The sequence below is a fragment of the Deinococcus sp. genome (assembly GCF_030523985.1).
Taxonomy (GTDB): Bacteria; Deinococcota; Deinococci; order Deinococcales; family Deinococcaceae; genus Deinococcus.
Map to the genome: position 1 here is coordinate 1 of NZ_JAUNHK010000163.1, position 3,837 is coordinate 3,837.

General features: G+C 70.0%; 3 protein-coding genes. 2 read left to right on the top strand and 1 reads right to left on the bottom strand.

What is annotated here, in order from left to right:
- The first annotated feature begins 68 nt into the window (after nt 1-68).
- On the top strand, nt 69-863 hold the full coding sequence (gene proC / locus Q4C89_RS14320; protein WP_303103301.1) for a pyrroline-5-carboxylate reductase: 795 nt from the start codon (nt 69-71) through the stop codon (nt 861-863).
- A gap of 63 nt (nt 864-926) precedes the next feature.
- Here proC and Q4C89_RS14325 read toward each other — a convergent pair whose 3' ends face one another.
- Nucleotides 927-2,522 carry a gamma-glutamyltransferase family protein gene (locus Q4C89_RS14325; RefSeq protein ID WP_303103302.1) on the bottom strand — a complete coding sequence of 532 codons (1,596 nt, stop codon included), beginning with the start codon at nt 2,520-2,522 and terminating at the stop codon, nt 927-929.
- Nucleotides 2,523-2,719: 197 nt separating this feature from the next.
- Between Q4C89_RS14325 and Q4C89_RS14330 the strand changes: the two genes are divergently transcribed.
- On the top strand, nt 2,720-3,837 hold a 1,118-nt coding region (locus Q4C89_RS14330), incomplete at its 3' end, for a hypothetical protein (protein WP_303103303.1).

The window sequence follows — 3,837 nt, forward strand, 5'->3', positions numbered from 1 at the left end:
CTAGAGCAGCCGGGGCTGCATACACCGCCCCGCGTCCGCCCCGCCGCCGCGCACTTATACTCGCCCCCATGCAACTTGCCATCGTCGGTGTCGGAAAACTCGGGCTGTCCCTGCTGACGGGGGTCGTGAACAAAGGGGTCATCGCTCCCCATGACATCGGCATTCTGGAAGCCAACACCGAACGGGCGCAGGACATCGCCTCCCGGCTGGGCGTCAGAATCCTGACCAAGGAGCAACTGGGACAGGCCGGGCGCATTCTGATTTGCGTGCAGCCCCGCATGTTTCCCGATATTGCGCCCTGGCTGGCGCAGGAAAATGTCGGCTACATCTCCACGATGGCGGGCGTGAGTGCCGGAACCATCGGCAGGCGCTTGGGCACGCGGCGGGTGGTGCGTGTCATGCCCAACCTCGCCGCCACCATCGGGCGCTCGCAGACTGCCGTCACCGCGCCCCGCGAAGCCCACGACGCCGGGGATTTCGAGTTCGCCCGGCAAGTGTTCGGAGCCGTGGGCCAGGTCTACGAATTGCCCGAACACCTGTTCAACACCTTCACGGGCATGAGCGCGTCCGGCCCGGCCTATGTCGCCGTGGTCGCCGAAGCCCTCGCCGACGGAGCCGTGCGGATGGGCCTGCCCCGCCCCCTCGCCAACGAACTGGCGGCGCGGCTGCTGTCGTCCACCGGCGAACTGCTGCTGGAACGCGCCCACCCCGGTCTGCTCAAGGACGAAGTGTCCAGTCCCGGCGGCACTACCATCGCAGGTCTGGAAGAACTGGAAGCGGCGGGCGTGCGCGGCGGCGTCATGAAAGCCGTGATTGCCGCGACCCGGCGCGGGATGGAGTTGGGGAAAGACCAGGAGGACTAGGCAGATGGCTAATGGCAGATGGCCTTCCGCTTTTAGCCATCTGCCTTCAGCCATCTGCCCCCTTCACCACAGCGCGATATGCCCGTCCGTCCGGCTTTCCGTGCCGCCTTCCAGCACGCCGGTTTCGGGGTCGCGGCGGATCATCTGACCGCGTCCGAAAGCCCCGGCGTCGAGTTGAACGCGCACTTCATGCCCCCGCGCCGCCAGCGCTCGGGCAGCCTCTGCGCCCAGGGCATGCTCGACTTCGACCTGACGGCCCTGGAGCCACTGCCAGCGCGGGGCGTCGAGCGCCTGTTGGGGGTTCATGCCGTAGTGGACGGTATTGACGACAACTTGCAGGTGGCCCTGCGGCTGCATGAACCCGCCCATGACCCCGAACGGCCCCACCGGAGTGCCGTCGGCGCGGCCTAGAAAGCCGGGAATGATGGTGTGGTAAGGCCGCTTGCCCGGCGCGAGGGCGTTGGGGTGGGCGGGGTCGGTGTGGAAGTTGTGGCCCCGGTTGTGCAGCGCGATGCCCGTACCCGGCACCACCACGCCGGAGCCGAAGCCCATGTAGTTGCTCTGAATCAGGCTGACCATGCCGCCCTCGTCATCGGCGGTGGCGAGGTAGACCGTGCCGCCCGTGCTGGGCGCGTGGGTGGCCGGATCATGGGCCTCGTCGCCGATGTGGGCGCGGTGGCGCTCGGCGTTGGCGGCGCTGAGCAGGCCCGGCACGTCTACCGGGACATGACGCGGGTCGGCAACATAACTGTGGGCATCGTGGAAGCCGCGCTTCATCGCCTCGATTTGCAGGTGTAGTCCGGCGGGGTCGTCGCGGCGCTCGGGCAGCTGCCCGGCATCCAGCACATTGAGCGCCACCAACGCGGCGAGGCCCTGACCGTTGGGCGGAATCTCGTAGACGCGGTGACCGCCGAACTCGGTGTGGATGGGCGTCACCCATTCCGACGCGTGCGCGGCGAGGTCGGTTCCGCGCAGCAGTCCGCCGCTGGCCTGGGCATGGGCATCCATTTGACCGGCCAGTTCACCGCTGTAAAAGGCCGCGCCGCGTGTCTGGGCAATCTGTTCCAGCGTGCGGGCGTGGGCCTCGCTGCGCCACAGGGCACCGGGACGCGGCACGAAGCCATCGGGCGCGAAGGTACGGAACCATTCGTCCAGAATCGGCAGGCCCAGCGCCCGGTAGACCCGGATGGCCCGCGCCCAGTTCGCCGCCAGCACGGGCGAAAGCGGAAAGCCTTCGCGGGCGTAGCGAATCGCGGGGGCCAGCACCTGCTCAAAGTCCAGCCGCCCGAACCGTTCGTGCAGGTCGGCCCAGCCGCGCACTGCGCCGGGCACCGTCACCGGAGTCCAGCCGTATTTGGGCATTTCGCCGCCGGGCAAGGCGTCCAGCGAGAGGGCCGCCGGAGCCGCGCCGCTGGCGTTCAGGCCATGCAACTGCCCCCCCGCCCACACCAGCGCGAAGGCGTCCCCGCCGAGGCCGTTGCTGGTCGGCTCGACCACCGTCAGGGCCGCCGCCGTCGCAATCGCCGCGTCTACCGCGTTGCCCCCGGCTTGCAGAAGGCTCAGCCCCGCCTGCGCGGCCAGCGGCTGACTGGTGGCGACCATGCCCCGCCGGGCGTAGACGGGACGGCGCGAGACAGGATATTCAGTTTGATAAGCCATGCCGCAAGATAGTGCAGAGGCCGCCCTGGTGCGGATCGGCGGCAACAGAGCGGGAACGGATGGCCCCAAGCGCCGCAATCCATCGGCCCAGTTCCCTTCCCGACTGAACTTCCCAGTGAGGAGTTAGAGAAGTTTTTTTGATGGCGAGGACGCAGGCTCAGGCAGGGGGGCCGTCAGGGGCCGTTATCCTGCTGCCCATGACGTTTCCCCAACTCGACCCGCGCACCCTGACCACCCTGGGCAGTGCTGGGGCGCTCGAAGCCGCCGCCTCGCCCCGTGCTCCAGCCGAGGTGCTGAGCGGCCTCTCCGCCCATCCTGACAGCCGCGTGCGGGCCGCCGTCGCCCAGAACCCCAACACGCCCGCCGAGGTGCTGGGGCTGCTGGCGGCGCACTTCCCGCGTGAGGTGCTGGGCAATCCGGGGTTGCCGCTGCTGCGCCTGGCCCGGCCTGGGCTGCTGCTGTCTTTTCCCAGTGAAGGCGTATTGGGGCTACTCGGCCTGCCCGAGGTGCCTGCCTGGGTGCTGGACTCGGCACTGCGCCACGAGGACTACAGCGTGCGCACCGCACTGGCGGCCCGTCCCGACCTCGCCCCCGAACGGGTCGAGGCGCTGGCCCAGGACGCAGGCTGGCAGGTGCGCGAAGCGGTGGCCGCGCGGCCCGACCTGTCCCCGGCCCTGCTGCGGCAACTGGGAAACGACGAGGACTACGACGTGCGAAAAGCGGTGGCCCTGAACGCCGACCTGCCCGGCGACCTGGTGCGGGCGCTGGCCCAGGACTCGCATACGCTGGTGCGCTCTCACGTTGCCCGCCGCCCCGACCTGCCGCTGGACTGCCTGCTGACCCTCGCCACCGACCCCGACGCCGACGTGCTGACCGCTCTGGCACGTCGCCTAGATTTGCCCCGAAGCGTGCGCGACTGGCTGGCAGGCCACCCCCAGCCACAGGTGCGGGCCGCCGCGCTGCAAGCCTGGGCCGTGCCCGCAGCGTGGCTGACGCGGGCCGAGCAAGACGGCGACCCCGAGGTGCGGGCGGCGCTGGCCCGTCGCCCCGACCTCGCGCCCGAACTGCTGGAACGCCTGGCCCGTGACGAATCCGAAACCGTGCGCCGCACCCTGCTGGAGCGCAACGACCTGCCCGAAGCCGCTGTCGTGGCCCTGGCGCAGGCCCCCGAACCCGACATTCGGCTGCACGTCGCCAGTGCCGAAACGCTGCCCCCCGCCGCGCTGGAGGTGCTGCTGGGCGACCCGCTGCCCGACATTCGCACCATTCTGGCGGTGCGGCCCGACCTGACGCCCGACCAACTCGCCCGCCTCGC

Coding starts and splice junctions, on each gene's coding strand:
- Q4C89_RS14325 (WP_303103302.1), bottom strand. CDS start 2,522: ATGGCTTATCAAACTGAATATCCTGTCTCGCGCCGTCCCGTCTACGCC.
- proC (WP_303103301.1), top strand. CDS start 69: ATGCAACTTGCCATCGTCGGTGTCGGAAAACTCGGGCTGTCCCTGCTG.